This is a genomic window from Bradyrhizobium sp. WU425 (genome assembly GCF_021052305.1).
Classification (GTDB): domain Bacteria; phylum Pseudomonadota; class Alphaproteobacteria; order Rhizobiales; family Xanthobacteraceae; genus Bradyrhizobium; species Bradyrhizobium canariense_D.
In genome coordinates, this window is sequence record NZ_CP088089.1 from 4504773 (window position 1) to 4531270 (window position 26498).

Sequence of the window (26498 nt, forward strand, 5' to 3'; positions counted from 1 at the left end):
CAAAGCGAGCGCAACAGGTGCCGCCGGGGGCGAGACAGTGGTTGGGAAAAGTTTCCGCTTCGTCTCGCAACTTCTGGCGTCGCTTTCGCTCCTCATTGCCTCTCCACTTGCTGCGGATGAGTTCCGCAGCCCCTCACTCACGGCGCTGCGCGTCGATTGGCGCGCGGCGCTCGACCAGCTCCGCACCGAAATCAACGTCCATCCCCGGGCCGCGGAAGACTTCATCTTCGCACCCCGTCGTTCGGTGCCGCGCTACGATCCGCGCGCGATGCCGGCGCTGGTGCAGCTCAACGCGATCTCCTCGCAATTCTTCACCGGCATCGCCCGCAGCTCCGTGCCCGTGCTGCTGCCGTTCGACGCTGCCGCGTATCTCGAAGCTCGGCGCAATGGCGCGCCGGCGACCGTCGCGCTGTCGCGCTACCAGGCTGACTTCAATTCCGTCGACCTGTTCGATGCAGGTCCCGCCGGCTACAGCGCGACCTTTTCGTTCGAGCCTGGTACCGGAGACGGCATGCCGAGCCGGGTCTTCGCAAGGCCGGTCGAGGTGCAGATCACGGGCTCGGCGCTGGTCTATGACATTGCCGATCCCTCGGGCGGCAAGGGCGAGCCGGTCAAACCGCTCGCGGCGCTCTACCCGGACCTGCGCAAGTTCATCCGGGAAGGCTATATGCGCTACGCTTTCACCCGTTTCGGCGTCGCCTATGTGGTGTCGATCCAATGCCTCGACAGCGTTGCCAAGCCGCGGCGGCTTGCCTGCAAGGAGGCCTATCCGATCGCCGAGCGCTTCCTGAAGGCGCTGCGCGTGGCGGGCGGCCAGCGCATGCGGCCGCTCACGGACATCGCTTCCAACATTCTCGATCGTCCCACGGTACGCTCCCCGGACTTCACCTACAGGCCGAGCGGCGACATCATCCCGAACACCGGCTATCGCAAGCAGGGCGGCCATCCCGACGTGATGGCCTACGCACAGATCCGGTTTCCTCTCGAGAAGGCGCCCGCGTTCGTGCACTCGCAATCCTATGCCAAGCGCGACAAGATCGAGAGCACGACCGCCTATCCCTGGCGCGACAATTTCTGCGAATCCCGGAGTTTCGAGGTCTGGCAATGCGGCGGCGGCTATGGCCATCAGGGCGAGGACATCCGCGCGGCCGAGTGCCCACCGCCTGGTGAAGGCCGCCAAGCCTGTGATCCCAAGCAGCGCGCCGTCGTCGCCGTGCGGGATGCGAGGGTTATACGCGCTTCCAAGGACCAGGCTGTGACGCTGCAAATCAACAGCCGGAGCGAGCACATTCGCTTCCGCTACATGCATATGAACCCGCAGGCGCTGAACGCCGATGGCCTGCTCAATGGCCGCATCGTATCGGAGGGCGAGAAGATCGGCGTGGTCTCGAACTATCTCGACCATCCCGCCGGCACCTCGATGCACCTGCATTTCGACGTGCAAGTGTTCACCCGCGACGGCTGGATCTGGGTCAGTCCTTACGTCACGCTGGTCTCCGCCTATGAGCGCCTGATCCACGCCCGCGGCCGCGAGGTCGGCCCGGAGATCGCCGGCACGCCACAGCCTGTGGCGCATGCGCTGCCGGAGGACGTGCTCAAGCCGGACCTGCGCGAGGGATCGGGCGGCGACGAGAACTAACGGCTTGCTCCTTCCATTGCCAGGCAGTGCAAAAGCGTGTTGTCGCACACACCGCCCGATGGAAGGCCGAAGGAACTGGGTTGATGAGTGTCGGACTGATTGGTCTTCTCGACGATATCGCAGCGATCGCAAAGGTGGCGGCAGCCTCGCTCGACGATGTCGCGGGCCAAACGGCCAAGGCGGGAGCAAAGGCGGCTGGCGTGGTCATCGATGACGCAGCCGTCACGCCGAACTACGTGATCGGCTTTGCCTCGAAACGCGAACTGCCGATCGTAGGCAAGATTGCGGTTGGGTCGCTGCGCAATAAATTGCTGATCCTGCTGCCCATTGCCCTGTTGCTTGGTTATTTCCTTCCCGCCGCGGTCACGCCGCTGCTCATGCTGGGCGGCGCCTTTCTGTGCTATGAGGGCACCGAGAAGGTGCTCGAAGCCGCGATGCCGCATGATGCGCGCCACCACGAAGCCCAGCCCCAGCCAATTGCATTGAACGCGCGGTCGGTCGAGGACAAGAAAGTCGCAAGCGCCATCAAAACGGATTTCATCCTGTCGGCGGAGATCATGGCGATCACGCTGGCGGCCGTCCCGGCGGGCAGCATCTGGACCCAGGCGCTCGTGCTCGCACTCGTCGCCATTTTCATCACTGTTGGAGTCTACGGCGTGGTCGCCTTGATCGTGAAGGCGGACGATGTCGGCCTGGCCCTTGCGCGGTATGACGGCGCCTCGCTTGTTGGCGGCGCAATCCGATTGCTTGGACGTGCGCTGGTCCGCGGCATGCCTGTCTTCCTGGCGGTGCTGAGCACCATCGGCACCGCCGCGATGATCTGGGTCGGTGGCGGCATCATCCTGCACGGCATCGAACAATACGGCCCACCGGTAGTCGGCCATACGGTTCATGCCGCGACCGAGGCTGCCGCGCACCGCCTTCCCTCCATTGCCGGCACCGTCGGATGGGCGGTCGAGGCAGCCATTTCAGGCGTTATTGGGCTCCTTGTCGGCGCAGTTGCGATACCGGCCGTCACATACGGTCTTTCACCGCTATGGAAACGTCTGAAGCGATCGCAGCCGACCTGAACAAAAGCGGCTGCAGATTGCGGGTGCCGGCTACTCCAGCAACGTCGTGAGTTGCGCGCCCTCGTCCGCCACGAACACGGCAATCAATTCCGCCGGCTCCGTGGTGCTGGCATTGGCCGAGACCAGATGCGTCGAGCCGGGCGGCTCGAAGAAGGACTGGCCGACGCCGAACGTCTCGACCGGGCCGCCGCCGAGCTGGGAGCGGATCTTGCCCTTGGTTATGTAGGCGGTGACGGATCCTGCGTGACGATGCGGCCGCGAGAACCCGCCAGGGCCGTAGAACACGCGCACGATGGTGACGCGCTTGCCCGGCACGTTCGGCAGCGCGTAGGAGTCGATCGGCTCGACCTTGTCCAGCGGCGAGCTTTCGGCGGCGGTGGCGCAGAGCGGCGCGAGTGCGCCGGAAATGGTGTCCATCGTCACCGGCAACGCCTTGCCGATCGCAAGCGCGCACGCAAGCCCGCCGACGACGGCGATCGCCATCGAACGCGATGGCGCCAATGTGGTGGGCAAACTTACTACCGTCATCACGATCTCCCTTCGTTGCAATCAGGATGCCGCCGCATTCGCTGCGACCGGTCGCTTCGCCGGTGTCCAGCGAAACGCCGCACCGAAACGATTCCAGACGTTGATCGAGGCAACCGCAGAGGTCAGGTACGTCAGTTCGGTCTCGGAGAATTCACGGCTCGCCTCGGCATACACGCCCTCGCCGACTCCGTCGGGCAGGCAGGTCAGCGCCTCGGTCCAGGCCAGCGCGGCACGTTCGCGCGCGGAAAAGATCGGCGCCTCGCGCCAGACCACGACCAAATTGAGCTTGTCGACGGGCACGCCGATCCGCTCCGAAAGCAGGATGTGATGCTGCACGCAGAAGGCGCAGCCGTTGATCTGCGATGCCCGGAGCTTGACCAGTTCGAGAAGCTGCTTGTCGAGACCGGCCTTGGCCGCCACCTGGCCGAGCGCCAGCACCAGCTCATACGCATCCGGCGCGATCTTCTTGAAATCCTCGTATTCGCTGCGGGCGTGTGACATTGCCGTTCACCTCGTGGTATTGTAAGACCGCTTACATCTTATAAGAGCACTTACATGTTGCGCAAGTCGCCCAGTATCACGAGATCGAAATCCCGGCGCAAGACTGCCAAGCCTGACGCCGTGCGCGTGCCAGCCCCAGGGGAAGGCAAGCGCGGCGAGCAAGGCTATCTCGGCTATCTCTTGCGCCAGGCCCACGCCGCAGTCCGTCTGACGATGGAGCGGTCGCTCGCCGATCTCGGTGTCACCTCACCGCAATTCGCGGTGCTGACCATGCTCAACGCCTATCCGGGCCTCTCGGGCGCCGACGTTGCCCGCCTCACCTTTCTGACGCCCCAGACCGTCGGCGTCATCATCCGCAATCTCGAGCGTGACGGCGCGATTGTGATGACGCCGCATCCCGTCCACGGCCGCATCCAGCAATGGACGCTGACGCCGCGCGGCACGGCGCTTTTGAAAGCGTGCCGGGAAAGGGTGATTGCGTTGGAGAAGCGGCTGGCCGCCGGGCTCGATGTCAAGGCCGAGGCAAGCATTCGCCGCTGGCTCGCAGGCATCGCGGCCGATTTGCAGGAGGACTAGGCGAAGCGCGCTTGCCGCTGGCGGGACCTAGTCGCCGCCTCCGCCGTCGCCACCGTCCGAATCCGGGAAGTCACTGACGGCGCCGTGGCCTTGAATACCGCGCCCAAAGTTCTCCGCGAGGATCATCAGGACGACGACGAACAACCCGGCGCCGAACGGCCAGGGATTGGCGCGGATGATGTCGAACAGCTCCTGCATTCACGCATTGTGCGCAGACGGAAGCGAATCGACCGTAAAGTGACAGGCTCAAAATTGGGGATATCCGACCCGTTGCAGGCGCGCCCTACCCGCCCTTCAACACTTTCTTAACCTCGCCATCGGGCCAGGTCTCGCCCGCTGCGATCACCCGCACGCGGCTTTGATCGGCGTCGTTCACCAGCTCATGCGAACTCACCCGCTCGCCGCTTCGCTCCAGGTGCAGATCGGTTTCGGGCTTCCAGCTCAGTGTGGTGGCGAGATCGCCAGGGAAAATCTGCCATTGTGATCCGTCGTCGAGCTCGACGACGTGGCTCTCTGCATGCGCGCGTATCTTCATTCGACCCCGAATTCTCGACGGAAGGCGGGCCCCGACCATCGGCCGGGGCCCCGCTCCGTTAGTCGTTGTCGTGATGAATCACGGTCTTTTCGCGGTTACCGAATTCATCTTCCTTCTTGATGACGGTGGTGCGGTCGGCAGGCTCGCGCTCCTTGATCACGGTGGTGCGATCACGATCGCGGTCACGCTCTCGATATTCCGGGGACTGTCCGACGGTCACGCCGGCGCCGACCGGACCAACATGAACACCGACTTCGTCGGCGAATGCGGGGGCTGCGATAGCGGTGACCATGGCGGCCGCAAACAGATATTTCCTCATCTCGTCCTCCTCGATTGCATGCGGAGGGAATGCGTGAGTGCGACAATTTGTTCCGGAAGGAACAGGACGGACGTCCCGTTCCCGACCCTCCAGGAACCGACTCACAGGAGCCGCATTTCCCGCTACAATAAGTCGATGAAACACGCTGATTCCTCGATCCATCATACCCGCCGCGCCTTCACGATCGGCGCCGCCACCCTGCTCGCTTTCCCGACGCATGTCTTCGCCGCACCTCCAGGCTTCGACGAATGGCGTGAGGGTTTTCGCGCTCGTGCCATGGCCAAGGGCATCTCGGCTGCGACATGGCAGCGTGCGATGGCGCGGGTCGAGCCCGACATGAGCGTGTTCAAGCAGATGCGGAACCAGCCCGAATTTCATGAGCAGGTCTGGCAATACATCAACCGTCGCGTCTCCGACTGGCGCATCATCAACGGCAAGATCGCGCTGAAGAACAACGAGGCGCTGCTCGCGCGCATCGAGCGCGATTTCGGCGTCGAGCGCGGCACGCTGCTGGCGCTGTGGGGCGTCGAGTCCGCCTATGGCGATCCGCTGGTGCAGCAGAACCACATGACGCCGGTGTTTCCCTCGCTCGCCGCCCTCGCCTGGAACGAACCGCGACGCAAGGCCTATTGGGAAACCGAGCTGATCAACGCGCTACGCATCGTCGACAAGGGCTGGAGCACGCCGGAGCAGATGCAGGGATCCTGGGCCGGCGCGATGGGGCATTCGCAATGGATGCCGGAAGTCTGGCTCAATGTCGGCATCGACTATGATGGCGACGGCAAGGTGTCGCCGTTCGGCAAGCCCGACGACGCGCTGGGCTCGACGGCAAAATATCTCGTCAATCGCGGCAAGTGGCACCGCGGCGAGCATTGGGGCTACGAGGTGCGCACGCCCGGTGAGATGAGCGGCAGCCGGACCTATGCGGCTTGGCAGGCGGCCGGCGTCACCCGCGCCGACGGCCAGCCGTTTCCGCAAGCCTCCGCATCCGCGCAGATGTGGACGCCGGTTGCGGGCGGGCCGACGTTTCTGCTGGGACCGAATTTCAACGCGGTGAAGAGCTACAATCCCTCGATGAACTATGCCCTGGCGATCTGCCATCTCGGCGACCGCTGCCTCGGCGCCCCGCCTTTCATCCAGCCGTTCCCCGGCTCCGAGCGCGCGCTGACACTCGCCGAGGTGCAGGAGATGCAGACGCGCCTGACCAAGGCGGGCTTCGACACCGGCGGCACCGACGGCCGCGTCGGCAACGACACGATGAAGGCAATCAAGGATTTTCAGCAGAGGGCCGGTATCGTGCCTGCGGACGGCTATGGCGGGCTGAAGGTGCTGGCGAAGCTACGCCAGGGGTCTTAGGCCGGCTCAATGCCGGTATTGCGGCTCCTCCGCATCGAGCTGCCGCCGGATCGCCGCAAGATGCAGCCGTGCAGATTCGGAATCGCCCTCGCGCATCTGCCTGTAGGTCTCGGCTGCAATCGCGGGATCGACCGGCAGCACCTGTCGCCCGGTCGACATCGCCAGCACCTGCACCTCGGCGGCGCGTTCGAGATAGTAGAGATCGTCCCAGGCCTCCGCGATGGTCGGTGCCAGCACCATCACGCCGTGATGCTTCATGAAGATGATATCGGCATCCCCAACGGCGGATGCGATGCGCGCACCTTCGCGGTTGTCGAGCGCAAGGCCATTGTAGTCGCGGTCCACGGCCGTGCGACCATAGAACTTCAGCGCGGTCTGGCCGGCCCAGATCAGCGGATCGCCTTCGGTCATCGACAGCGCCGTGGCGTAGGGCATGTGGGTGTGGAAGGCGACCTTGGCGCGCGGCAGGCGCTTGTGCATCTCGGCATGGATGTAGAACGCGGTCGCCTCGGGTACGCCCTCGCCGTCGAGCACGCTGCCGTGGAAATCGCAGATCAGCAGCTTTGACGCGGTCAGCTCGCGGAAGGCGTAGCCGTAAGGGTTGACCAGGAAGAGATCGTCATGGCCCGGCACCACGGCCGAGAAGTGGTTGCAGATGCCCTCCTCAAAGCCGTTGCGCGCAGCCATCCGAAAGCAGGCGGCAAGATCCTCGCGCGCGCTGCGGATCGCGTCGGTGACGAGGTCCGGACGGTTCGAGCGGAACGTTGCTGGCGTGGAGGACGAAGAGTGAAGGCTGTGCGCCATGGCGGAAGGACACCTCTGTCGTTCGGAAGACGCCCGCGTTGTACAGGTCCGACGCCTGCGCGTCAGCCCCCGCGGGCGCCACCCTGCCCTTCGCAGCCCGCGCGACGGCCTATTGCCGCCGCGGCACGCCGCCGGCATTCATGCCGCCGTCGATGACGAGCTCGCTGCCGGTGACGTAGCACGAGGCATCGGAGGCCAGATACAGCACGCCGGAGGCAATCTCAGAAGCATGGCCGGCGCGGCCGAGCGGCGTGACGAGGCGCGCACGCTCCTCGGGATCGATCGGTGCATTGCCCTGGTTGCCGGTCGCGCCGGTCGGGATCTTGCCCCAGATCGGGGTGTCGATGATGCCGGGATGGACGGAGTTGACGCGGATGCCGTCGCCGGCGGCCGCGCACTCCATCGCGATCGACTTCGCGAACAGCCGCACGCCGCCCTTGGTCGCCGAATAGGCCGACAGCCCAGGCGCGCCGCGCAGGCCCGCGAGCGAGGACATCATGACGATCGAGCCGCCGCCGGTCTTGCGCATCAAGGGCAGGCAATGCTTGACCGAGAGGAAGACGCCGTCGAGGTTGATCGCGTTCTGCTTGCGCCAGTCGCTAAGCGTCATGTCGACGATCGAGGGCACGGCGATGCCGATGCCGGCGTTGGAGACGAGAATATCAAGCCGGCCAAAGCGCTTCGCGATCTCGGCTGTGATCTCGATCCAGCGCTCTTCACTGGTGACGTCCTGCTCCAGGAAAATCGCCTTGCCGTCGGCCTTGGTGATGCGATTGGCGAGCTCGGGGCCGCGCAGCTCGTCGATGTCGGTGGCAATGACGGTGGCGCCCTCGCGCGCGAATAGCTCGACGACGGCTTCGCCGATGCCGGAGGCGCCGCCCGTCACCAGCGCCACTTTACCCTCAACCTGCCCTGCCATGTTCACTCCCAGTTTTGCTGTTAGCTTTTTTGTTGTTTGCCGGGCCTATCTAATCATGGATGGTCCCTGATCGGGTAGCGCGACGTCGATGACGCGGAATTGCACACGCTCGGCGCCCTGATAGCGATCGACCGACAATGATCCCGCGACATGCAATTGCTGGCCGCGATTGGCGACGAGCGCGTTGCCGAGCTTCTGTCCGATCGAACGGAACGCGATGCCGTTGACGATGGCGCCGTCGCCCGACTTGAAGCGTAGCCTCAAATGTGCCTGTCCCACCTCGTCGGCATAGACGAGCTGGTGCGCCGGCAGCGCCAACACGGCTTCCGGATTGCCGCTGCCGAAGGGACCCGCGCGGTTGAGCGTCGCTGCAAGCTCGGTCGTCACCGCGCGCGCGGAGACCGCGCCGTCGATGTAGAGCTCGTTGACGTGGCGCGCCTTGGCAACGTCGCGCCCCAACGCATTCTCGAGGTAGGCGCGAAACTCGGCGAGTTTTTCCTTCCGTAGCGTGACCCCCGCAGCCATCGCGTGGCCGCCCCCCTTCAGCAGAATGCCATCGGCGACCGCCTGCCGCACGGCCTTGCCGATATCGACGCCGGCAATCGAACGGCCGGAGCCGGTGCCGATGCCGCCGGGCTCCAGCGCGATCGCAAAGGCGGGCCGCGAGAACTTCTCCTTCAACCGGGACGCAACGAGACCGACCACGCCGGGATGCCAGCCTTCGGAGGCCGTGACGATCACGCCGATCTTGTCCTCGAGCCCGATCGAGGCGAGCGCCTCGGCTTCGGCCTGCGCTTCGGCCGCCTGCTCGATGACCCGGCGCTCGCTGTTGAGGCGGTCGAGTTCGGCGGCGATCCGCGCGGCCTCGACGCTGTCACCCTCCAAAAGCAGGCGCACGCCGAGATCGGCGCGGCCGATGCGACCGCCGGCATTGATGCGCGGCCCCAGCATGAAGCCGAGATGCCAGGCCTCCGGCGGGCCGTTGAGCCGCGCCACGTCCATCAGCGCTGTGTGGCCGACATGGTCGCGCCGCCGCATCGCGATCAGGCCCTTGGCGACGAACGCGCGGTTGAGACCGATCAGCGGCGCGACATCAGCAACCGTGCCGAGCGCGACGTGATGCAGCATGCCGAGCAGATCCGGCTCGGGCATCTCCGCATTCCAGAAGCCGCGCTGGCGTAATTCACGATTGACCGCGACCAGCGTCACCAGCACGAGGCCGACGGCGGCGAGATGGCCGAGGCCGGAGAGATCGTCGAGCCGGTTCGGATTGACCAGCGCGTCGACCTCCGGCAGCTCCGTGCCGGCCTGATGATGGTCGATCACGACGACGGACATGCCGATACGTTTTGCTTCGGCGAGCGGCTCGATGCTGGTGGTGCCGCAATCGACGGTGACGAGCAGCGTGGCGCCCTTTTCGGCCAGCGCGCGCACGGCTTCCGTGTTGGGCCCGTAGCCCTCGAAGATGCGGTCGGGAATGTGGATCAGCGGATCGAGCCCGCAATGCCGCAGATGCCAGGTCAGCAGCGCCGCCGAGGTCGCGCCGTCGACATCGTAGTCGCCGAAGATCGCGACCTTCTCGCCGTTCGCTGCGGCATCCGCGATCCGCTTCGCGGCGGCCTCCATCTCCGTCACCGTGAACGGGTCCGGCAGAAGCTTGCGGATGGTGGGATCGAGGAAATCTGCGACGGCGTCGCTGTCGACGCCGCGGCCTGCCAGCACCCGCGCCAGGAGCTCGGGCAGTTGGTGGCGCTGCACGATGGCAAGCGCTTTCGCCGCCCCGCGGGCATCCAGCCGGTCGCGCCAAAGCTTGTCGGTGAGCGAGCGCGCCACTCCCAGGAACGCCTGGGGCGCTTCGACGGGCAAGGCGGTAGCGGGCGGCGTCATGAACAGCTGTCGGTTTGAGGAACCTGGGAGCCGGAGGGATTGCATCGTCCGGCCGACGGACGATTGGCCCGCAATCCCTCGGGATTTGCAACGTCTGCGCGGCACAAAGCGGTGGATTGCCGCTTTGCTACCCGGACTGACTATCATTTGAGCATTCCGCAAAACAGCAAATTAAGCAGGCGTTAGGCGGAATCTTCGAAAAAGAATCGTATTCGATCTGTCAGTGATTGTTCCGGGTTCGTTGCAGATCAGACCTCATTGCCAAGGGAAGCCCCCGATGTCTGCTGCGCTGGGTCTCAAAGCCAAGCCGATCGCAAATGAACCCGCTCATGATGATTCCGATATCTCCGCGCTGATCAACCGCCTCACGGCGGAGGTCAACCAGATCGCGGTCGACAAGACCAAGGCGATCCAGCAGATCACCAACCAGATGAAGATGCTGGCGCTGAACGCGTTGATCGAAAGCTCGCGCGCCGGCGCGCAGGGCGCGGGCTTCGCCGTGGTGGCGCAGGAGGTCCGCGGCGTCGGCCAGCAGGTCGAGACTATCGCCCGCGAACTCGAAAGCCAGCTGACCAAGCGCACCGGCGACCTCGTCGCCTCGATCGACCGCATGAGCCAGCGCTCGCGCGGCGAGCGCATGGTCGACCTCTCGCTCAACGCCATCGAGCTGATCGACCGCAACCTCTATGAACGGACCTGCGACGTGCGCTGGTGGGCGACCGATTCCGCGCTGGTCGGTTGCGCGGCCTCGCCCGACGCCGCGGCCGTGTCCCATGCCTCGCAGCGTCTCGGTGTGATCCTAGGAGCCTACACCGTCTATCTCGACCTCTGGCTCTGCGATCTCGACGGCAACGTCATCGCCAACGGCCGCGCCGACCGCTTTCGCGCTGTCGGCCAGAACGTCGCCCACACCAAATGGTTTCGCGAGGCCAAGACCCTGCGCTCCGGCGACGACTATGTCGCCGGCGACGTCGAGAACCAGCCGCTGCTCGGCAATGCCCAGGTCGCGACCTATTGCGCCAGCGTCCGCGCCGGCGGCCAGGCCAACGGCGCGCCGATCGGGGTGCTCGCCATCCATTTCGACTGGGAGGCGCAGGCCCGCGCCATCGTGCAAGGCGTGCGCGTTGGCGACAGCGACAAGGCGCGCGTGCTGCTGGTCGACTCCAATCTTCGCGTGATCGCCGCTTCCGACGGACAAGGCATTCTCAGCGAACGCATCTCGCTGTCGCTCAACGGCCAGCGTTCCGGCTTCTACCAGGACGGCTCGGGCACGCTGGTCGCGTTCCATGCGACGCCCGGCTACGAGACCTATCGCGGCCTGGGCTGGTACGGCGTGATCGTCTGCGGGGCCTGAAGCTGCAGGCGGCTCGCCTATCCAACTCAAAACCGTGAAAACAACCCCATGCACAGTAGCCATCTCGTTGTTTTGATGACGGTTTTTTCGCCGTTTGACGCGGGCAAAACACTGGCATGCATGCGATCATGGCGTCGTTCGCGGTCCAGCCTCAGAGCGCTAGGCTCTGGTGATATCGTCTTCGACGGCCCGCAGCGACGTAATTCCGAGCGTTTGCGACGGACGCTCTCCGAACATTGCCAGGTAGTATTGCGAGAACCGGCCGAGTTCGTAAAAGCCCTGCTGCATGGCGACCGCTGTCACGGTGGTCGAGCCGGGTGCGCTCTGGTGCAGGATCGAATGAACAGCGCAAAGACGCTTGTGCCTGAGGAAGCTGACCGGGCCGAGACCGAATACCTCCTGAAACGCGCGGTGGAGGGTGCGCCGCGATACGCCGAGCGCCGCGCAGATTTCCGACACGTGCACCGGACGGGTGCCGGCGTCGTCGAGAAACTCCTCGACCTTGCGGATCAGCCGTCGCGCGGAAGGGAGCCAGCCATTGCCGTCGGGTGGCAGCGACGACGCGACGTTGGTAGCCATGCATTCGGCGATCGATCGTTTCCAGAAATCGGCTGTTGATGGCGTCAGTCCGTATTTGTTGTCGCGCAGGTGCGACATGATCCGGACCAGGCGGCGCGAGGCGATTGCGCCGCTCTCGATGTCCGCGCGGAAATGACCGCGGCTGCGCCAGGTGTCAGGATCACTCAGCCGTGCTTTTCCGGCGAACAGCGTCGCGACCTCGTTGAGGTCGAACCGCATGGCGGCGTAAGCGGAGCCGCCGTGAAAAACCCCGTCATGTTCGAGCAGCGGCGGAATGACGAGCACATCGTTGAGCTGCATGTCGAACGACCAGTGGGCGACGCGCTCTTCAGCTGCGAGCAGCATGCCGATGATCAGTCTGTCGTCGCTGGAAACCCGCTGCGTGCGCATGCCGACGTTGAATGCACCGATGCTGAGCGAGAAGTCGCCGATGCCGACATGGGACAACGTTCCGCGCAACCGACCGCGGCCGAGTTGCATCACATCGACATGCGAGCCATGGACGGCCTGCTGAAGTCCTTCGAAACCGTCCAGCTTGCGCGAATCAACCAGGAGGACTTGCCCCATGGCTGTACCCTGTTACTGAAGCGCGACAATTCTGCGGCAGGCGAGGCCTCACCAACTCCCCCGCAGACTGGCACAAACTGCACATCCCAGCCGTCCAGTCTTCGGGTACCGTTCGCAACCTTAGCGATATTGAGCGGACGCGCTTTGGGGATGGCAGAGCGCACGCGGCATGGATTTGCCGCGTGGTCGAAAACGTGCGTGCAAAAGAAAGAGATGTTGACGCAGCGTCCTCCTCTCCCCGAGTGCCAGAAAAATGGGGCTAGACAATGCGTCTAATGGGCCGGGCAGAGAGCTATCGTCGAAGTCTGCCAGAGTTGGCGCAGTAGCATCAGGTGGAATGCGCGTATCGGAGCTTCCACCATGTTGCGAGCGGATCTGGATCACTGCGAGTGGGTGCCGGATGATTTGAAGACCGGCGAGATGGTCTTCATTCCCGGCGGAACCTTTCGCATGGGATCCGACCATCATTATCCCGAGGAAGCGCCGAGCCATCGCGTCGCTGTCGACGGCTTCTGCATTGACCGCACGCCCGTGACCAACCGGCAGTTCAAGCAGTTCGTCACCGCAACCGGCCATGTCACCGAGGCGCAGATCGTTCCCGATCCGAAGGACTATCCGGGCGCGCTGGCAGAGATGCTCTACGCGGGATCGCGGGTGTTCTCACCGCTGCCGCGCATCACCGATCTCACCGACTGGAGCCAGTGGTGGACTTTCCTGCGCGGCGCCAACTGGCGCCATCCGCATGGTCCCGGCAGCAACATCAAGGACCTCGACGACCATCCTGTCGTTCACGTCTCCTTTAGCGATGCGGCAGCCTATGCCCACTGGGCCGGCAAGGACTTGCCGACGGAGGCGGAATGGGAATTTGCGGCGCACGGCGGCTTCGAGGCGGAGGAATACGCCTGGGGCGATGCGCTGATGCCAGGCGGCAAGCACATGGCCAATATCTGGCAGGGCAACTTCCCCGTCCAGAATCTCGGCGAGGATGGGTACGAGCGTACCTCGCCGGTCATGGCCTTCCCGCGGAACGGTTACGGTCTCTACGACATGATCGGCAATGTCTGGGAGTGGACCTCCGACTGGTGGGCGCTCAAAACACGTCGCCGACGCTGCCAAACCTTGCTGCATCCCCAAAAATCCCCGCGGCGGCGGTGAGCACACAAGCTACGACCCTCGCCTCCCCGACATCCAGATTCCGCGCAAGGTCCTCAAGGGCGGCTCGCACCTCTGCGCGCCAAACTATTGCCGCCGATATCGTCCGGCCGCGCGGCACGCCGAGCCGATCGCCAGCCATGTCGGGTTCCGCTGCGTGGTGCGAATGCCGTCTATAACCGAACGCCGAAACGAAGGACGTGCTGCAATCTAGCGAGCGCCGCTGGTGAGAGGCTGGCGCCAGCGGTGCGCTCCGCGCGTCGGACTGTTTCGATATGCAACTTTCGGCGATCGATAAACATCTTCAGCATTTTTGGACAAGGCAGGCCGGTTACAGGCAAGAGCCTGCCCCATTTCCCCGGTAAGAGTCCTCATCGCATCGCGACGCGCGCTCCGTCGACCCTGAAACGCTCGCGCCCGCAACGTGCCGAGGAGATAGGCCATGAAGATCGTCGTGATCGGCGGGACCGGATTGATTGGATCCAAGCTGGTGGCGAAGCTCAAGCAGCAAGGCCACGACGCGGTCGCGGCTTCGCCGAAGTCGGGCGTGAACGCGGTGACCGGGGAAGGTCTCGCAGCAGTGCTGGCGGGGACCGATGTCGTCGTCGACGTTGCCAACGCGCCGTCCTGGGAGCCTGCCGCCGTGCTCGAATTCTTCCACCGTTCGAGCAAGAATCTCGTCGCGGCCGAGGCCGCAGCGGCGGTGAAGCATCATGTGGCGCTCTCGATCGTCGGAACCGAGCGCTCGCCCGATAACTCCTATTTTCGCGCCAAGCTGGCGCAGGAGACTATCATCAAGTCTTCGCCGGTCCCCTACTCGATCGTCCGCGCCACCCAGTTCTTCGAATTCCTCAGCGCCATTGCCGAGATGGGTGCGGCCGAGGGTGGGATCGTTGTTCCCTCGGCATTGTTTCAGCCCATCGCGGCCGAGGACGTGGCCGATCGCCTCGCAGAAGTCGCGATTAGCCCGCCGCTTAACGGCACGATCGATATCGCAGGACCTGAGAAGGCGCCCTTTAATGAATTCATCGCACGCCGCCTGAAGGCGTCCGGCGACCCCCGACCGGTGGTGGGAGACCCAAAGGCGCCGTACTACGGCGCTCCCATCGACGACACATCGCTGAACCCTCTTGGCGAGGCGCGGCTTGGCACGACGCCGCTCGCAACATGGCTCGCGAGACTTTGAGGAGACCCCCATGCGCAGATTGCTGATCGCAACCGCTGTTTATGCCGCATCATTCCTGACAGCCCATGCCGCCGAGACGGCGACGCCCACGGCCAAGGTGACGGTCGTGTTCGACCAGGCGCTGCCCAATGTCCCGGGCAAGAGCATGAAGGGCGTGCTGGTCGAGTATGGTCCCGGAGGCTCCTCGCCGGCCCACATCCACGCGCCCTCGGCTTTCATCTACGCCACCGTCCTGGAAGGAGCGATCCGCAGTCAGGTCAATGACGGCCCGGTCAAGGTCTTTCACAAGGGCGAGAACTTCTCCGAAAAGCCCGGCGACCGCCATGCCGTCAGCGCCAATGCCAGCGAGACCGAACCCGCAAAATTGCTGGCCGTCTTCGTGGTGGATACGGCCGACAAGGAGCTGACTATGCCGATCCCGAAATAGCGCACAATCGGCGAGCGGCATTGCCACCTCGAGGCGTTGATTTCATCCGGGGCTGCCTACGAATGCCACCGGCGTGCCTTTCGAGACACGCCCGGCGACGCGCTCGGCATCCCAATTGGTCAGACGCACGCAGCCGTGAGATTCCGCCTTGGAAATCTTCTCCGGCGAGGGCGTGCCGTGAATGCCGTAGCCCTCGGCAGACAGGTTGATCCAGACCGTGCCGACCGGATTGTTCGGGCCGGGCTTGATGGTGAAGGGCTTGCGGGAATGGACGCCCTTGAAGCGATAAGCGGGATTGTAGCGATAGTACGGATTTCGGCTGACTTCCGTGACCTTGAGCGTGCCTGAGGGCGACGGCTTCTCCTCGCTGCCGACCGTCGCGGGATAAAATCCGATCAGCGCATTCGTTTTGTCGAACAGTTTTACGGTCTGCCTGACCTTGTCGACCTCGATCCTCTCGGCCTTGGTGGGGATGCCCTCGCCTGCGCCTGATGTGTCCACCACGACGATGGTGTCGCCGGCGCGATCGAAATGGCGCCCGGAGTTGAGCGCGGCCAGGAGCTGCTCGCTCATGTGAAATTTCTCGGCCAGGGCCTCGCGCGCACTGGTGAAGCCGAGCTTTGTAAGCTCCTTCATGTCCTCCATCTTCGACGGCAGCTTTTTCAGGAAAGGACCCGCCACGTCCTGCTCGGTGATGGCATAGGTCATCGTCACCGGCCGGTCGTCCGCCCGTAACGCGGTCCAGACATCGTCCGTCACGGCGTCCGAAACCGGCAGCTGCCGTGCTTCGGCATAGGCCCGCAACGCCTTTTTGGCGTTCTCGCCGAATCTGCCGTCGATCGCGCCGGGCGAGAAGTGCGCGCGGTCCAGCAGGACCTGCAACCGGACCCCCGCCGCGGTCGGCTTATCGTTCGACAGGGTTTTCTTCGACGGCTCGGCGACGTTGATGGCAGCGGCGTCGATCTCCGCGGCGAACGCCGGCGGCGCAGCCAGAGCGAAGACCAGAAAGATGCAAATCTGCCCCGCTTTTCCGAGCGACATCGCCGGGTCCTTTCACGTTTCCGACGGTTCAGTGATCAACTCCCGAGCCGCGGCGCTAGCGAGCTTGCGGTATTGGTGTTCGTACTGCCTCGCCATTCGGCTCGCAGAGAAGCGCTCCTCGAAGCGGGCGCGCACCTTCCTTCGATCCAGTTTTCCCAGTTCGCCGATCGCCTTGACGGCCTGCTCCTCGTTCTCGACGATGAAGCCGGTCAATCCATGCTCGACGACTTCGGGGACGGAGCCGGAGCGATAGGCGATCACGGGCGTTCCGCATGCCATCGCTTCGATCATGACCAGCCCAAACGGCTCCGGCCAATCGATCGGAAACAGCAGAGCAGCGGCTTCGGCAAGGAAGGGCTGTTTCTTTGCGTCATCGACTTCACCAACAAGCCGGATATCCTTGCCGTCGACGTTCGGCTCGATGTGGTTCCTGAAGTAGGCCGTCTCGGCGCGCGGGACCTTCGCGGCGATATGGAGGGGCATCTGGACTGCGCGCGCGATACGGATCGCGTCCTGCGGACCCTTGTCTGCGGTGAGCCGCCCGAGAAACGCCAAATAGGACCCCTGTTCGTAGGACGGCCGAAACAGATCGGGCGGCAGCCCGTGCTGGATGGTTCCGATCCATTTCGCATCCGGAAGCGGCAGCCGCTGATGATCGGAAATCGACACGAAACATGCTTCAGGGAAGTGCCTGACGACGTCGGGTAGTCCGGGCAAGTCGAGGCGGCCGTGCATGGTCGTGAGGAACGGCACGCCGAGACGACTGAGCAACGGCAGGGACAGCCAGTCGACATGCGCGTGGATTACGTCGAATTCTTTCGCACGCCTTGCGATTGCCTCCATCAGCATCGCGCTTGCGGCGGTCGGGTCCGCCCCCTTTTGTCCGAGCCGCAGCGCGCGGGGCCAGACAGGATGAAGCGCACCATTCGTCCTGGAATCGCCGCTCGCAAACAGCGTGACTTCGTGGCCGAGCTCGACCAGCCCATCCACCAGCCAGGCCACCACCCGCTCGGTGCCCCCGTAGAGCTTCGGAGGGACGCTTTCGGCCAGGGGAGCAAGCTGGGCGATGCGCATGGCAGGCTACCCGTCAAGCCGCCGCACGCACGATCAGCACGATCGCGGCGGACAGAAGGTTCGAAATCGCGAGCAGCGTCCAATTCGGCCTGGCACTTGCGGCCGCGACCCGGCAGACGAGCCCTTCCACGAGCCTTAACATTCGTCCTCGGGAAGCCGATCGAGGTAGGCAATCCCGAATCCCGTGAGTTCTTCGGCATCGCTCCCGCGCGCTTCCCATCTCCCTTGCAGATGACGCTCGAGCAGGCAGCGACGGCAATCTGCGGCATCGACGTGGCGATGCCGGGCGCGGTAAACGGACCAAGCAATATCCACCGCCGTTCGCAGCGGGTCGTCGTCTACCATGTTCCAACTCCGAGATGGAGACGTTCATGGGACAGCAACTCGTTACGACGGCGGAAGTTTCCACTTTTTCCCGGAGGCCCGAAGCTGCGCACGGCCACCGCGGGCACAAGCAGGCGCCCTCGGAGAAATCAGGCGACGCGACGAGCCGCCATCTCTCCGGCTAGCAGCAGCGCGGCGCGGCTGGCCCCGATTGATGCAATGCCCTGCCCGGCAATGTCGTACGCGGTGCCGTGCGCGGGCGTGCAGATCGGGAACGGGAAGCCGCCAAGCAAAGTCACGCCACGATCAAAACCCATCAGCTTCATCGCGATCTGGCCCTGGTCGTGATACATCGTCAGCACCGCATCGAAGGCGCCGCCCTTGGCGCGCAGGAATACGGTGTCAGCGGGAAACGGCCCTTCCGCGGCAATACCATCGCGCCGGCCGGCGGCGACCACGGGCGCAATGATGTCGATCTCCTCGCGGCCGAAATTGCCGCCGTCACCGGCGTGCGGATTGAGCCCGGCCACCGCGATGCGCGGCCGCGCAAAGCCGGCGTTGCGCATGCAGGCATCGGTCAGCTTCAGCGCGCGATGGATGCGTTCGCCGGACAGTCGCGCGGCGACGTCCTTGAGCGGGATGTGGGACGTCACGCGGGCGTTCCACAGCCGGTCCAGCACATTGAACTCGCTTGCGGGGGTTTTGAGTCCGACCACTTCGGCGGAGAATGCGATCTCGTCGTCATACTCTGCGCGGGCCAGCCGCATCGCCTGCTTGTTGAACGGCGTAAAGCAGACGGCATCGACCCGGCCGTCGCGGCCGAGCTCGAGCGCATGCTTGTAGTTGGCAAGCGCGAACCTGCCGCCGGCAAGGCTCGCGATCCCCTGCTGGATGTCGCCGGGATCGGGATGGCCGAGATCGACGAACAGAGTCTCGCCCTCCGCCGCGCGCAGATCGGCTCCCTGCTCCACTGTTGTCAGCTCCGGCTCGACGCCGGCAACGCGCGCGCCCGCGTCGAAGATGCGGCGGTCGCCGATCACGACAATCTGGCTGCTGGCGCGGATATCGTCCTGCACCACGAGCTTTGCGGTCAATTCCGGGCTGATGCCGGCGGGATCTCCCATTGCCAATGCAATGAGCGGCTTTGCGGTCATATGATCACTTTCTCCCGAGCGGTCTCTTGAGCTCTCTCTTGCGTTCTCTCTTGGGCTGTCGTCTCGTCGGTGGACGGCGCAGGCTTGCGCAGCAGGCGCGCAAGCTGCAGCACGAGCGGAAGCAGCAAAAGTGCGATGCCGGCCACGATCAGGCATGTCACCAGCTTGTTGGCGAAGAAGATCCCGAGCGATCCCTTGGACATCAGCATCGACTGCCGGAACGCGTCCTCGGCCTTATCCCCGATGACGATCGCGAGCACGAGCGGCGCCAGCGGATAGAACAGCTTCTTGAAGAGATAGCCGACGATGCCGAAGCCGAGCATCATGACGACATCCAGATAGGAGTTCGATACCGAATAGGCGCCGACGACGCAGATGATCACGATCAGCGGCGCGATGATCACGAAGGGAATCCGCATCAGGGCCGCGAAGACCGGAACGGTCAGCAGCACGAGTGCGACGGCGACGATGTTGCCGACATACATCGAGGCAATCAGGCCCCAGACAAAGTCCTTCTGGTCGACGAACAGCATCGGCCCGGGATTGAGGCCCCAGATCATCAGCCCGCCCATCATGACGGCCGCAGTGGCCGAGCCGGGAATGCCGAGCGAGAGCATGGGCAGAAGCGCGCTAGTGCCAGCCGCATGATCGGCCGTCTCCGGCGAGATGATGCCTTCAAGCTCCCCGGTGCCGAAATATCGGCCACGGCGCGAGAAGCGCCGGGCGATGCCGTAGCTCATGAACGACGCCGCAGTCGGGCCACCGGGCGTGATCCCCATCCAGCATCCGATCGCCGCGCTGCGCAACAGCGCAACGCTATGCCGCGGCAGGCGACCGATCGCGCGAAACACCTCGCGCCACTCTATCTTCGACGAGACCGCGCGGGCATGAAACTCCTCTTCGACGGCCACGAGCAGCTCGCCTATGCCGAACAGGCCCATCACCGCGACGACGAAGTTGACGCCCTTGACCAGCTCGTCGACGCCCATGGTGAGGCGCACGCTGCCGGAGACGGTGTCGATGCCGATGGCGGCGATGGCAAAGCCGATCGCCAGCGCGACGACAGTCTTGATCGGAGCAGCCCCGCCCATGCCGACGAAGCTGGCGAAGGCAAGAAAATAGACCGCAAAATATTCCGCCGGCCCGAAGGCGAGTGCGACTTGCGCCACCCATGATGCGAGGAAGGTGATCAGGATGACGCCGATCAGCGCGCCGAATGCCGCCGAGCCGAAGGCGGTGGCGAGCGCCGTCGTCGGCCGTCCATCGCGCGCCATCGGGTAGCCGTCGAAGGTGGTGGCGACAGACGACGGCTCGCCCGGGATGTTGAACAGGATCGAGGTCACGGATCCCCCGAACAACGCGCCCCAATACATGCTGGAGAGCAGGATGATGGCAGAGACCGGCTGCATGCCGAAGGTCAGCGGCAGCAGCAGCGACACCCCGTTCGGAGCACCCAGCCCAGGCAGCACGCCGACGAGAATGCCGAGCAGCACGCCGATCACCATCAGCGCCAGATGCGGCAGCGTGATCGCGATGCTGAAGCCGTGAAGGAGTTCTCCGAGATTGTCCATCGGCCTCTCCCTCAGAAGCCGAACGCCGCGGCGAGCGCGCCGTGCGGCAAGCTCACCTGGAACATGCGCTCGAACACGACGTAGAGCGCAAGCGCTGTCGCCGCCGCCATGCCAAGCGCGCGCGGCACGGATTGTTGTCGGGGGATCGCCAGCACCGCGAAGATGTACAGGGCCGAGGCGACGTACATCCCGGCCAACGGGATCGCAGCCACGAAAATCGCGGCCGGCACGAACAGGCCGGCAAGCCGGCGCAGCTCGATCGATGTGATGGCAATTGGGACGCTGGCGAGCGTCGCGGCCGGCATGACACCTCGAAACAGGTTGTAGAGGCTCCCGAGCACGATGATGATCCCGGTCAGGAACGGAAACGTCCCGGCGTCCACGCCCGCGCTCGACCAGCCGATGCCGTTATCGAGGCTGGAAATGACGACCGCCACACCGAAGCTTCCGGTGAGAACGGCTGTCGCAAGTTCGAGAGCGCGGCGCGATATCATCGAGGGCTCCGGTCAGGCCACGTACAGTGTCCGATTATGGCGCACGTGTTTTCCCAGCGTTCGCTGTCGTTCCGGCGGAGGGGTTTGAGGCGTGCGCCGCCTCACTTGACCAACCAACCCTGCTCGCTCGCAACCAGCCTGACGCGCTCGAGATCCTCCTTGATGAACTTGTCGAACTCGGCACCGGTCAGGAACGTGTCGACCTGGGAGGTTTTCTCGATGTAGTCCTTCCAGTCCGGCGTCGCCTGCACCTTCTTCATCAGGTCAACATAGAACGCGGCCTGGTCCGGCGTGACCTTGCCGGGGAGCCACACTGTGCGCGGCTGCTCATACTGCTTGATGTCGAGGCCCTGCTCGACGCAGGTCGGAACATCACCCCAGCCTTCGGTCGCGGTGACCTTGGCGCCCTGCGGCAGCCGCTTCGGGCTGAAGACGCAAAGCGGGCGCTGGGTGGCGCCACGCCATTGCCCGAGACTCTCGCTGGGATTGTTGACGTGAGAGTCGAGGTGTCCGCCGGCGAGCTGCACGGCGGTCTCGGCGCCGCTCTTGAAGGGAATATAGGTCAGCTTGATGTGGCCGGCCTTCTCGATCATGCGGGTCAGCACCTCGTCGGTATCCTTTGACTGCGCGCCGCCCATCTTGAACTCGCCTGATGCGGCCGCCTTCAGATAATCGCCCGCCGTCTTGTAGGGCGCGTCCTGCTTGACCCAGAGCAGGAACTCGTCCTGCGCCATCGCCGCGATCGGGGTGAGATCGGTGTAGTTGAAAGCGACCTTGGAGACGAGCGGCTGCTGCCAGGCATTCGACGTGCCGAAGATCACCTTGTAGGGATCGCCGGCGGACGCCTTGCCGTAGACATAGCCTTCCGCGCCGCTGCCGCCGCCCTTGTTGACGACGACGATCGGCTGCTCCACCAGCTTGTGCTTGGTGATGATGTTCTGCACGGCGCGCGCGAGATTGTCCGTGCCGCCGCCGGGCCCGGCGGTCGCCACGAACTCGATCGGCTTTTGCGGCTGCCAGGCCGGGAGCGCCGGCGTCGTGCCGGCGAGCACAATTGCGGCTGCGGAGAGCAGAAGTTTTGATGTCTGACCCATGATGTCCTCCAGCTTATTTTTGTCTCTTGTTCTTGTTGTTTTCGACGTCCGGTCAGGCGACCCGTTCCTCGCCTCTTCCCGATGCCAACACGATTGCGCCTTCTTGTTCGAGCGCGTCGATCTGCTTCCGGTCGAACCCATGCTCGGCCAGCACCTCGCTTGTATGCTCACCGTAGACCGGCGCGCCCGTGCGCACTTTGCCTGGGGTCTCCGAAAACTTGACCGGCAAGCCGATCGTCTTCACGGGCCCGAGCGTGGAATGCTCGACCTCGACAACCATCTCGCGCGCCAGCGTCTGCGGATCGCTGAGCGCCTCCAGCATGTCGTGCACGGGGCCGCACGGCACGCCCTTCTCGTCCAGTGCCGCCAGCCAGTGCGCGCGCGTGCGGGTGCGGAAGCGCTCGCTCAGAACAGCTTCGAGCTCCTTCAAATTGGCCATGCGGTCGGCGCCGGTGACGAAGCGTGGATCGGCTGCGAGCTCGCTTGCGCCGAGCGCCTCCAGCATCAACAGCCAATGCTTCTTGTTGGCGCCGCCGACCACCAACCAGCCGTCCGAGGCCTCGAACGCCTGATATGGCGCGTTGAGCGGATGCGCCGAACCCATGGCCCGCGGCGCGGTGCCCGCGGCCAGCGCGATGGTCGACTGCCAGTAGGTCTGCACCAGCGCGGCCTCATAGAGCGAGGTCTCGACCCACTGCCCTTCGCCGGTCTTGAGACGGTGCGTGTAGGCCGCGAGGATGCCCATGCTCGCCAGCAGGCCGGCGGTGATGTCGGACAGCGGCGGGCCGCATTTCACGGGCGGACCATCGGGACGTTCGCCGGTAAAGCTCATGATTCCGCTCATGGCCTGGGCGACCAGATCGAAGCCGCGGCGATGCTTGTAGGGTCCGGTGCGGCCGAAGCCAGACAGCGAGCAATAGATCAGCGTTGGATGCTGCTTGTGCAGGTCGTCATAGCCGAAGCCGAGGCGCTCCATGGCGCCCGGCGCAAAATTCTCGACCAGCACGTCGGCGCCCGCGATCAGCCGCCGCAACACCTGCTTGCCGCCATCGGTCTTCAGATCCAGCACGATGCCGCGCTTGTTGCGGTTCATCATCAGGAAGGAGGCCGCCTCGTCGCCGATCTTCGGCGGCACCGAATGGCGGGTGTCGTCACCGTTCGGCGATTTCTCGATCTTGATGACGTCGGCGCCCATATCGGCCAGCATCAAGGTGCAGGTCGGCCCTGCCATGACATGGGTGAGATCGATGACCTTGAGGCCGGCAAGCGGCCCCGAACGGCCGGAGGTTGATTGCGAGCGATCGCTTTGCATCGGGGCGTCCTATTGGCCGCGCCATTGCGGCGCGCGCTTGGTGAGGAAAGCATCGAGCCCTTCGCGAAAATCCTGGCTCGTGTAGCACATCAGGATGAGGTCTTCGCCCTCGTCGGGCGTCAGGCGCCTTTGCAGGCGCGCCACGGCCTGCTTGGTCGCATTCAGCGTCAGCGGCGCGTGGCTGGCGAGCAATTTGGCAACCTCGTCCGCGCGCCTTTCGAGCGCGGCGATATCCTCGACGACCTCGCCGAGCAGCCCGACACTGGCAGCCTCGGTCGCGTCGACGAGCCGCGCCGTGAAGATCAGATCCTTGACGCGGGCGGCGCCGATCAGCGCGGTGAGACGACTGACATTGGACATCGACAGGCAGTTGCCGAGCGTGCGGGCAATGGGAAAGCCGATTTTCGCGCTTTGGGTGCCGATGCGGAGGTCACATGCCGCGGCAATGCCCGCGCCGCCGCCGGTGCAGAACCCGTTGATCGCTGCGATGGTCGGCACGCGGCACTGCTCGAGCGTGGTCAGCACCCGATCGATGCGGTTCTCGTAGTCGATCGCGTCCTGCGGCGACTTGAAATCGCGGAACTGATTGATGTCGGTGCCCGCGGCAAACGCCTTGTCGCCGGCCCCGCGCAGCACCAGTACCTTGATCGCGTGATCGTCGTTGATCTCCTCGCAGATCGCGGCGAGCCGCTCATACATCGCGAAAGTGAAGGCGTTGCGCGCCTGCGGGCGGTTGAAGGTGATCCGCCCGATCCCGTCCTGGCGCTCGAAAACGAGGTCTTCCGCCTTCACCTGCTGGTCCATTTCCTCATTGTCCTTCTACTTTTCTCCATTTTTGAATGCAAAATTGTCGATTTACAAGCTGGAACTTGCCTTAATCGGAATGTAGCTTCATTTTTGCATTCAAATGGACTTCAGACCCATGCTTCATGAGGAAGTCGTCGGCCGCATCCGGGCCATCCTGCTCGACGGCGAAATCCCGCCGGGCGCGCGGATTCCCGAGCGTGAGCTGTGCGAGCGGCTCCAGATATCGCGCACCCCGCTACGCGAGGCGCTCAAGGTGCTCGCCGCCGAAGGTCTCGTGCAGCTCCTGCCCCACCGCGGCTCGCGTGCGGCAAAACTGACCGACAAGGACATGCGCGACCTGTTCGAGGTTTGCCAAGGCCTCGAAGCGCTCGCCGGCGAACTCGCCTGCGAACGCATCACCGATGCCGAGATCGCCGCGATCGCCGCCGCGCACGCTGACATGGTGCGACATTATCGCGAACGCGATCTGATCCAGTACTATCGCGGCAACCGCGCCATTCACGAAGCCATCGTCGCTGCGGCCGGAAACCCGGTGCTCGCGGGGTTGTATGCGTCCGTGACCGCGCGCATCCGGCGCGCGCGTTATGTCACGCCGATGACGGCCGAGCGCTGGGCGGTCGCCTTGCAGGAGCATGACGCCATCCTGAATGCCCTGCAGAGGCGCGACGGCGTCGGCCTCGCCCATATCCTGCGCGCGCATCTGCGCCACAAGCGCGAAGAGGTTTTGCAGGCGGGCTTTGCCGAAACGGAAGGGAGCGAGCCCACGCCGAGAATTGCGTGAGCCATAGGTTCGCGACGTACAAAGAATCTTGCGGTCACGCCAGATCGGGCGGCCAGCAGACACAATCACGACACAATCATTGATTGCTTTTGGCCGTACTGGCACGGATCGTGCTGACGAGGCTCGTCGGCAACGGACGTCTTTTGTCGCGCGCCGGAATTGCGCATCCAACTTCGACAAACCGAGATCATCGCCAAATCAATTCCACTTGCTCGCCTGCCTGAACCGGCGCAGCATTCGACCATCGGCGCGGGCCGAATGTAACGCGCAAGCAATTGCGCAAAACAAAAGACAAAAGCGGAGGAAACGCATGACAATCGATGTCTCACGTCGGTCCTTGTTGACCCTCGGGGCTGGCCTTGGTGCCAGCGCAATGCTCGGCGGCAGCGCCTTGGCGCGCGCTCCCAAGCTCGGCACCCAGACGCCCTACTGGCACCGCTTCGTTCTCGGCGACGCCGAAGTCACCGTCGTGTCCGACGGACCGCTTCCCCTGGGCGATCCCTCGGGCACCTTCACCGGTGTTTCCAAGGAAGAGGTGAAGAAGATGCTCGTCGAGAATTTCCTGTCGCCGGACAATGTCGTGCTCGAGCAGAACTCGCCGATCGTCAACACCGGCGACAAGCTCATCCTGTTCGATACCGGCATGGGCTCATCCAAGATGTTCGGCGCCACCACCGGTCGGCAGCAGAAGAGCATGACCGAGGCCGGCATCAAGCCCGGCGACATCGACGCCGTGGTTTGCTCGCATGCCCATATCGACCACATCGGCGGCATCGTGGACGACGGCGGCAAGCCGCTGTTTCCCAACGCGCAGATCTACATCTCGCAGACCGATTTCGACTTCTGGACCGACGAAGGCAAGCTCGGTAGCGCGGCCAAGGATTTCGTCGTTCACGCCCGCAAGAACCTGCTGCCGGTCCGCGACCGCATCGTGTTCTTCAAGGACGGCCAGGAATTTCTGCCTGGCGTGCAGGCAATCGCAGCGCCCGGTCATACCGTCGGCCACACCATCTTCATGGTCTCGTCGGCCGGCAAGTCCTTCGCCTTCCTTGGTGACCTGTCGCATCATCCCGTCCTGCTGCTCGAGCGGCCGCGGATGGAATTCTCCTACGACACGGACCCGAAGCAGGCGGCCGAGTCACGCGTAAAACTGCTGACCATGCTTGCTGCGAACAAGACGCCCGTGATGTCCTATCACTTCGCCTGGCCGGGCTATGGCCATGTCGCCAAGGCGGGTGAAGGATTCCACTATTATCCCGAACCGATGCAGATGACTTTGTAATCGCCGGATCTGGTCCGGGCGACGCACGCGCCGCCCGGACCATCCGAACGATCACCGCCGTCCGACTGGCCGGTAAAGAACTTCAAATTGCGTGATGCCTCCGGCGGCGTTGGCGAACATTACTTCCTAGTTGCAAGTTAAGTTCATTTCGCTCAATTGCGTTTG

The 26498-nt window shown here is 64.3% G+C and carries 27 protein-coding genes and 1 pseudogene; 10 read left to right on the forward strand and 18 right to left on the reverse strand.

The window, feature by feature from the left end:
• Positions 1–37: 37 nt before the first annotated feature.
• Both BcanWU425_RS21890 and BcanWU425_RS21895 read left to right on the forward strand, forming a co-directional pair.
• Positions 38–1639, forward strand: coding sequence for a peptidoglycan DD-metalloendopeptidase family protein (locus tag BcanWU425_RS21890; protein WP_018454398.1), 1602 nt, complete (start codon positions 38–40; stop codon positions 1637–1639).
• 83 nt (positions 1640–1722) lie between these two features.
• On the forward strand, positions 1723–2709 hold the full coding sequence (locus BcanWU425_RS21895) for a DUF808 domain-containing protein (RefSeq protein ID WP_018454399.1): 987 nt from the start codon (positions 1723–1725) through the stop codon (positions 2707–2709).
• Between the two features lie 30 nt (positions 2710–2739).
• Here BcanWU425_RS21895 and BcanWU425_RS21900 read toward each other — a convergent pair whose 3' ends face one another.
• Together BcanWU425_RS21900 and BcanWU425_RS21905 are read right to left on the reverse strand one after the other, a co-directional pair.
• On the reverse strand, positions 2740–3237 hold the full coding sequence (locus BcanWU425_RS21900) for a cupin domain-containing protein (RefSeq protein ID WP_204511119.1): 498 nt from the start codon (positions 3235–3237) through the stop codon (positions 2740–2742).
• A 21-nt stretch (positions 3238–3258) separates the two neighbouring features.
• A complete protein-coding gene (locus BcanWU425_RS21905; RefSeq protein WP_018454401.1) occupies positions 3259–3738 on the reverse strand; it encodes a carboxymuconolactone decarboxylase family protein in 480 nt (159 codons plus the stop codon).
• A 54-nt stretch (positions 3739–3792) separates the two neighbouring features.
• Here BcanWU425_RS21905 and BcanWU425_RS21910 point away from each other — a divergent pair, with 54 nt between their 5' ends.
• A complete protein-coding gene (locus BcanWU425_RS21910) occupies positions 3793–4314 on the forward strand; it encodes a MarR family winged helix-turn-helix transcriptional regulator (protein WP_018454402.1) in 522 nt (173 codons plus the stop codon).
• Between the two features lie 27 nt (positions 4315–4341).
• On the opposite strand, the gene BcanWU425_RS21915 is transcribed toward BcanWU425_RS21910, so the two are convergent.
• The 3 genes from BcanWU425_RS21915 to BcanWU425_RS21925 form a co-directional block, all read right to left on the reverse strand.
• Positions 4342–4512, reverse strand: coding sequence for a hypothetical protein (locus tag BcanWU425_RS21915; RefSeq protein WP_018454403.1), 171 nt, complete (start codon positions 4510–4512; stop codon positions 4342–4344).
• A gap of 85 nt (positions 4513–4597) precedes the next feature.
• The gene (locus tag BcanWU425_RS21920; RefSeq protein WP_018454404.1) at positions 4598–4849 is read right to left on the reverse strand and encodes a hypothetical protein; all 252 of its coding nucleotides are present in this window, start codon (positions 4847–4849) and stop codon (positions 4598–4600) included.
• A gap of 58 nt (positions 4850–4907) precedes the next feature.
• Positions 4908–5168, reverse strand: a complete 261-nt coding sequence (locus tag BcanWU425_RS21925) for a hypothetical protein (protein ID WP_007591459.1) — start codon at positions 5166–5168, stop codon at positions 4908–4910.
• 135 nt (positions 5169–5303) lie between these two features.
• On the opposite strand from BcanWU425_RS21925, the gene BcanWU425_RS21930 reads away from it, so the two are divergent.
• A complete protein-coding gene (locus tag BcanWU425_RS21930; protein ID WP_018454406.1) occupies positions 5304–6524 on the forward strand; it encodes a lytic murein transglycosylase in 1221 nt (406 codons plus the stop codon).
• 6 nt (positions 6525–6530) lie between these two features.
• Here the strand turns inward: BcanWU425_RS21930 and BcanWU425_RS21935 are convergent, their stop codons facing one another.
• From BcanWU425_RS21935 to recJ, 3 genes are all read right to left on the reverse strand, one after another.
• On the reverse strand, positions 6531–7328 hold the full coding sequence (locus tag BcanWU425_RS21935; protein WP_085385270.1) for an aldolase: 798 nt from the start codon (positions 7326–7328) through the stop codon (positions 6531–6533).
• Positions 7329–7437: 109 nt separating this feature from the next.
• Positions 7438–8247, reverse strand: coding sequence for an SDR family NAD(P)-dependent oxidoreductase (locus BcanWU425_RS21940; RefSeq protein WP_026232728.1), 810 nt, complete (start codon positions 8245–8247; stop codon positions 7438–7440).
• A 45-nt stretch (positions 8248–8292) separates the two neighbouring features.
• Positions 8293–10134, reverse strand: coding sequence for a single-stranded-DNA-specific exonuclease RecJ (gene recJ / locus BcanWU425_RS21945; RefSeq protein ID WP_204511118.1), 1842 nt, complete (start codon positions 10132–10134; stop codon positions 8293–8295).
• A 277-nt stretch (positions 10135–10411) separates the two neighbouring features.
• Between recJ and BcanWU425_RS21950 the strand changes: the two genes are divergently transcribed.
• Positions 10412–11488 carry a methyl-accepting chemotaxis protein gene (locus BcanWU425_RS21950; RefSeq protein ID WP_204511116.1) on the forward strand — a complete coding sequence of 359 codons (1077 nt, stop codon included), beginning with the start codon at positions 10412–10414 and terminating at the stop codon, positions 11486–11488.
• A 159-nt stretch (positions 11489–11647) separates the two neighbouring features.
• Here BcanWU425_RS21950 and BcanWU425_RS21955 read toward each other — a convergent pair whose 3' ends face one another.
• Positions 11648–12634 carry a helix-turn-helix domain-containing protein gene (locus tag BcanWU425_RS21955; RefSeq protein WP_204511114.1) on the reverse strand — a complete coding sequence of 329 codons (987 nt, stop codon included), beginning with the start codon at positions 12632–12634 and terminating at the stop codon, positions 11648–11650.
• A gap of 360 nt (positions 12635–12994) precedes the next feature.
• On the opposite strand from BcanWU425_RS21955, the pseudogene BcanWU425_RS21960 reads away from it, so the two are divergent.
• The 3 genes and pseudogenes from BcanWU425_RS21960 (at position 12995) to BcanWU425_RS21970 (ending at position 15399) form a co-directional block, all read left to right on the forward strand.
• Positions 12995–14000 (forward strand): annotated as a pseudogene (locus tag BcanWU425_RS21960) (formylglycine-generating enzyme family protein).
• A 228-nt stretch (positions 14001–14228) separates the two neighbouring features.
• Entirely contained in the window at positions 14229–14972 is a 744-nt protein-coding gene (locus BcanWU425_RS21965) for an SDR family oxidoreductase (protein WP_204511113.1), read from the forward strand.
• Between the two features lie 10 nt (positions 14973–14982).
• The gene (locus tag BcanWU425_RS21970) at positions 14983–15399 is read left to right on the forward strand and encodes a cupin domain-containing protein (RefSeq protein WP_085353474.1); all 417 of its coding nucleotides are present in this window, start codon (positions 14983–14985) and stop codon (positions 15397–15399) included.
• 42 nt (positions 15400–15441) lie between these two features.
• On the opposite strand, the gene BcanWU425_RS21975 is transcribed toward BcanWU425_RS21970, so the two are convergent.
• The 9 genes from BcanWU425_RS21975 to BcanWU425_RS22015 all read right to left on the reverse strand — a co-directional run bounded on the left by BcanWU425_RS21975 (position 15442) and on the right by BcanWU425_RS22015 (position 24267).
• Positions 15442–16440, reverse strand: a complete 999-nt coding sequence (locus tag BcanWU425_RS21975; protein ID WP_204511112.1) for a L,D-transpeptidase family protein — start codon at positions 16438–16440, stop codon at positions 15442–15444.
• Between the two features lie 12 nt (positions 16441–16452).
• A complete protein-coding gene (locus BcanWU425_RS21980; RefSeq protein WP_085353476.1) occupies positions 16453–17514 on the reverse strand; it encodes a glycosyltransferase family 4 protein in 1062 nt (353 codons plus the stop codon).
• A 135-nt stretch (positions 17515–17649) separates the two neighbouring features.
• A complete protein-coding gene (locus tag BcanWU425_RS21985) occupies positions 17650–17859 on the reverse strand; it encodes a hypothetical protein (protein ID WP_083926364.1) in 210 nt (69 codons plus the stop codon).
• Positions 17860–17987: 128 nt separating this feature from the next.
• Entirely contained in the window at positions 17988–18992 is a 1005-nt protein-coding gene (locus BcanWU425_RS21990; protein ID WP_085385275.1) for a 4-hydroxythreonine-4-phosphate dehydrogenase PdxA, read from the reverse strand.
• Positions 18989–20563, reverse strand: a complete 1575-nt coding sequence (locus BcanWU425_RS21995) for a tripartite tricarboxylate transporter permease (protein ID WP_204511111.1) — start codon at positions 20561–20563, stop codon at positions 18989–18991. Before BcanWU425_RS21995 ends, BcanWU425_RS21990 begins: the two co-directional genes overlap by 4 nt.
• Before the next feature lie 11 nt (positions 20564–20574).
• The gene (locus BcanWU425_RS22000) at positions 20575–21057 is read right to left on the reverse strand and encodes a tripartite tricarboxylate transporter TctB family protein (RefSeq protein WP_204511110.1); all 483 of its coding nucleotides are present in this window, start codon (positions 21055–21057) and stop codon (positions 20575–20577) included.
• A 101-nt stretch (positions 21058–21158) separates the two neighbouring features.
• Complete coding sequence (locus BcanWU425_RS22005; protein ID WP_204511109.1) at positions 21159–22151, reverse strand: Bug family tripartite tricarboxylate transporter substrate binding protein; 993 nt, start codon at positions 22149–22151, stop codon at positions 21159–21161.
• 52 nt (positions 22152–22203) lie between these two features.
• The gene (locus tag BcanWU425_RS22010; RefSeq protein ID WP_204511108.1) at positions 22204–23463 is read right to left on the reverse strand and encodes a CaiB/BaiF CoA transferase family protein; all 1260 of its coding nucleotides are present in this window, start codon (positions 23461–23463) and stop codon (positions 22204–22206) included.
• A gap of 9 nt (positions 23464–23472) precedes the next feature.
• Positions 23473–24267, reverse strand: coding sequence for an enoyl-CoA hydratase/isomerase family protein (locus tag BcanWU425_RS22015; RefSeq protein ID WP_018454422.1), 795 nt, complete (start codon positions 24265–24267; stop codon positions 23473–23475).
• Between the two features lie 118 nt (positions 24268–24385).
• Between BcanWU425_RS22015 and BcanWU425_RS22020 the strand changes: the two genes are divergently transcribed.
• Positions 24386–25051, forward strand: a complete 666-nt coding sequence (locus BcanWU425_RS22020; protein ID WP_231188555.1) for a GntR family transcriptional regulator — start codon at positions 24386–24388, stop codon at positions 25049–25051.
• Positions 25052–25361: 310 nt separating this feature from the next.
• Entirely contained in the window at positions 25362–26333 is a 972-nt protein-coding gene (locus tag BcanWU425_RS22025; RefSeq protein ID WP_204511106.1) for an MBL fold metallo-hydrolase, read from the forward strand.
• The last annotated feature ends 165 nt before the right edge of the window (positions 26334–26498 follow it).

Excerpts from the sequence above, each read along its gene's own strand:
- BcanWU425_RS21895 (WP_018454399.1), top strand. The coding sequence starts at position 1,723 with ATGAGTGTCGGACTGATTGGTCTTCTCGACGATATCGCAGCGATCGCA.
- BcanWU425_RS21900 (WP_204511119.1), bottom strand. The coding sequence starts at position 3,237 with ATGACGGTAGTAAGTTTGCCCACCACATTGGCGCCATCGCGTTCGATG.
- BcanWU425_RS21905 (WP_018454401.1), bottom strand. The coding sequence starts at position 3,738 with ATGTCACACGCCCGCAGCGAATACGAGGATTTCAAGAAGATCGCGCCG.
- BcanWU425_RS21910 (WP_018454402.1), top strand. The coding sequence starts at position 3,793 with ATGTTGCGCAAGTCGCCCAGTATCACGAGATCGAAATCCCGGCGCAAG.
- BcanWU425_RS21915 (WP_018454403.1), bottom strand. The coding sequence starts at position 4,512 with ATGCAGGAGCTGTTCGACATCATCCGCGCCAATCCCTGGCCGTTCGGC.
- BcanWU425_RS21920 (WP_018454404.1), bottom strand. The coding sequence starts at position 4,849 with ATGAAGATACGCGCGCATGCAGAGAGCCACGTCGTCGAGCTCGACGAC.
- BcanWU425_RS21925 (WP_007591459.1), bottom strand. The coding sequence starts at position 5,168 with ATGAGGAAATATCTGTTTGCGGCCGCCATGGTCACCGCTATCGCAGCC.
- BcanWU425_RS21930 (WP_018454406.1), top strand. The coding sequence starts at position 5,304 with ATGAAACACGCTGATTCCTCGATCCATCATACCCGCCGCGCCTTCACG.
- BcanWU425_RS21935 (WP_085385270.1), bottom strand. The coding sequence starts at position 7,328 with ATGGCGCACAGCCTTCACTCTTCGTCCTCCACGCCAGCAACGTTCCGC.
- BcanWU425_RS21940 (WP_026232728.1), bottom strand. The coding sequence starts at position 8,247 with ATGGCAGGGCAGGTTGAGGGTAAAGTGGCGCTGGTGACGGGCGGCGCC.
- recJ (WP_204511118.1), bottom strand. The coding sequence starts at position 10,134 with ATGACGCCGCCCGCTACCGCCTTGCCCGTCGAAGCGCCCCAGGCGTTC.
- BcanWU425_RS21950 (WP_204511116.1), top strand. The coding sequence starts at position 10,412 with ATGTCTGCTGCGCTGGGTCTCAAAGCCAAGCCGATCGCAAATGAACCC.
- BcanWU425_RS21955 (WP_204511114.1), bottom strand. The coding sequence starts at position 12,634 with ATGGGGCAAGTCCTCCTGGTTGATTCGCGCAAGCTGGACGGTTTCGAA.
- BcanWU425_RS21965 (WP_204511113.1), top strand. The coding sequence starts at position 14,229 with ATGAAGATCGTCGTGATCGGCGGGACCGGATTGATTGGATCCAAGCTG.
- BcanWU425_RS21970 (WP_085353474.1), top strand. The coding sequence starts at position 14,983 with ATGCGCAGATTGCTGATCGCAACCGCTGTTTATGCCGCATCATTCCTG.
- BcanWU425_RS21975 (WP_204511112.1), bottom strand. The coding sequence starts at position 16,440 with ATGTCGCTCGGAAAAGCGGGGCAGATTTGCATCTTTCTGGTCTTCGCT.
- BcanWU425_RS21980 (WP_085353476.1), bottom strand. The coding sequence starts at position 17,514 with ATGCGCATCGCCCAGCTTGCTCCCCTGGCCGAAAGCGTCCCTCCGAAG.
- BcanWU425_RS21985 (WP_083926364.1), bottom strand. The coding sequence starts at position 17,859 with ATGGTAGACGACGACCCGCTGCGAACGGCGGTGGATATTGCTTGGTCC.
- BcanWU425_RS21990 (WP_085385275.1), bottom strand. The coding sequence starts at position 18,992 with ATGACCGCAAAGCCGCTCATTGCATTGGCAATGGGAGATCCCGCCGGC.
- BcanWU425_RS21995 (WP_204511111.1), bottom strand. The coding sequence starts at position 20,563 with ATGGACAATCTCGGAGAACTCCTTCACGGCTTCAGCATCGCGATCACG.
- BcanWU425_RS22000 (WP_204511110.1), bottom strand. The coding sequence starts at position 21,057 with ATGATATCGCGCCGCGCTCTCGAACTTGCGACAGCCGTTCTCACCGGA.
- BcanWU425_RS22005 (WP_204511109.1), bottom strand. The coding sequence starts at position 22,151 with ATGGGTCAGACATCAAAACTTCTGCTCTCCGCAGCCGCAATTGTGCTC.
- BcanWU425_RS22010 (WP_204511108.1), bottom strand. The coding sequence starts at position 23,463 with ATGCAAAGCGATCGCTCGCAATCAACCTCCGGCCGTTCGGGGCCGCTT.
- BcanWU425_RS22015 (WP_018454422.1), bottom strand. The coding sequence starts at position 24,267 with ATGGACCAGCAGGTGAAGGCGGAAGACCTCGTTTTCGAGCGCCAGGAC.
- BcanWU425_RS22020 (WP_231188555.1), top strand. The coding sequence starts at position 24,386 with ATGCTTCATGAGGAAGTCGTCGGCCGCATCCGGGCCATCCTGCTCGAC.
- BcanWU425_RS22025 (WP_204511106.1), top strand. The coding sequence starts at position 25,362 with ATGACAATCGATGTCTCACGTCGGTCCTTGTTGACCCTCGGGGCTGGC.